A 1,679-nucleotide genomic window follows, 5' to 3' on the forward strand; every position below is an offset into this window, starting at 1 on the left:
ATGCCGATGATGTAGCAGACCCGCTCATCCCTATTTTAACTAGTATTGGTCAACAGTTGTCCGGTAGCGAACAAGCTTCCCTTCATGATGGAAGCTTGCTAAGTGATTCACTCTCTCCTCGACTGAAAAAGGTTAATGGCCGTCAATATCTGATTGAACACCTGGCTAAATTCACGACTAGAAATGGAGATAATCATTTAATCTCTTTCGACGAATATGCCGCAATGTATTTAATGGTATGGAATCCTGACCTTTGGCATTATGTACAGGAAAATGAACTTCTGCTCCCTTTTCAGCAGGTTAACGATCGCGGAATGCTGCATCTTAAATTTGAGCGTGATGAGAAAATACGTAAGAAAGAGCTCAAAAAACTAGAAGCGAGATATGAAGAGCAGCTTGATCATCTGAGAAATTTTATTCCTTCTGTTGCTGCCGCAAGAAGGGTAATGGCTAACACGGCAACCTATATGATTTTTGATGATCACGACATAACAGATGACTGGAATATATCGCAGGATTGGACTGAATCCGTCAGCCATTCTCCTTTAGGCCGGCATATTGTAACAAATGGCATGGCTGCCTATTGGCTTTTTCAGGGTTGGGGGAATGATCCCGAAAGCTTTGATCGCACTTTTTTGAAAACCATCCGTAAATATATCGAAGCAAATGATGTTCTGTCCGATGATTATCAAGCTGGGATCGATTTATTATCCGGGTTCCATTCCTGGCACTTTGTCGCCCCGACTATTCCAAAAACGGTTTTCCTTGACACCCGTACACAACGGGAGTTTGACCCGCGGCCTAAGCCGGTTAAGCTTGTGAACATCATAGAGGAAACCACTCGGACTCCTTTTCTGATCAGCATTGAAGCATGGGACCACATCACTGAGAAACTTAAGGAAAGCGGCTGGAGGAAAAATACACCGCTGAATATAGTCTCTCCATCACCGGTTTATGGGATGGGATTAATAGAATCCTTCCTACACAAATATGTTTATCCCTTTAAAGTGCTTGGTATTCCGGTCCAGACATCCTTTGATTTTGATTCATGGAAATACAACGGAAAAGGGCTCAGTGAATTTTTAAGCACGGTCAGCAAATGGAAGCCAAGCTACTGTGTTTTGCTTTCAGGAGATGTCCACTTCTCAACTTCAGTAAAATCTGAAGTTCAATATGACAATGGCGATAAATTATTCTTTTACCAATTTATAAGCAGCCCCATTGCTAACGAAAGTTTTACAGGCATTTGGGGTGGGATAATGAAGACGGTTATGTGGTTCAATGCAAGAAAACGAAAAAAACACACTCTTCATCGCAGCTGTGACCATGAATATAATATGACTTTGCAAACGCAGCCATCCGATAAAACCACCAATCATTTATGGACTGAAATCATTCAATATCTTCCATATGAGGATAACAGCATTATTGAAACCAAAAACTCCATTGGATCATTAAAGGATAGAAAAGGGAAAATTGAAAACACTCTTTTAATTGATTCTGAAAAAGTAAAGAGTGACATGTGAAATTTTTTCCAATTTACACATGTAAGTGTGTGTCATTGTTTAAACTGGATTAGAGCATACACCTTATTCAGACGCCACTATCTTTATGAATAAGGGAATTAAAGAAGGCACGCTTAAAAAATTCAAATATGCTGTATTGATTCAGAATTCAAA

Annotated in this window: 1 protein-coding gene; it reads left to right on the forward strand. The window is 39.9% G+C overall.

Going from position 1 to position 1,679, the window contains the following annotated elements; genetic code table 11:
- The coding region (locus WB217_RS07135) for a hypothetical protein (RefSeq protein WP_423991983.1) at positions 1-1,526 on the forward strand (1,526 nt) is incomplete at its 5' end.
- Positions 1,527-1,679 lie beyond the last annotated feature (153 nt).

The sequence above is a fragment of the Mesobacillus sp. genome (assembly GCF_049588175.1).
Lineage (GTDB): Bacteria > Bacillota > Bacilli > Bacillales > Cytobacillaceae > Mesobacillus.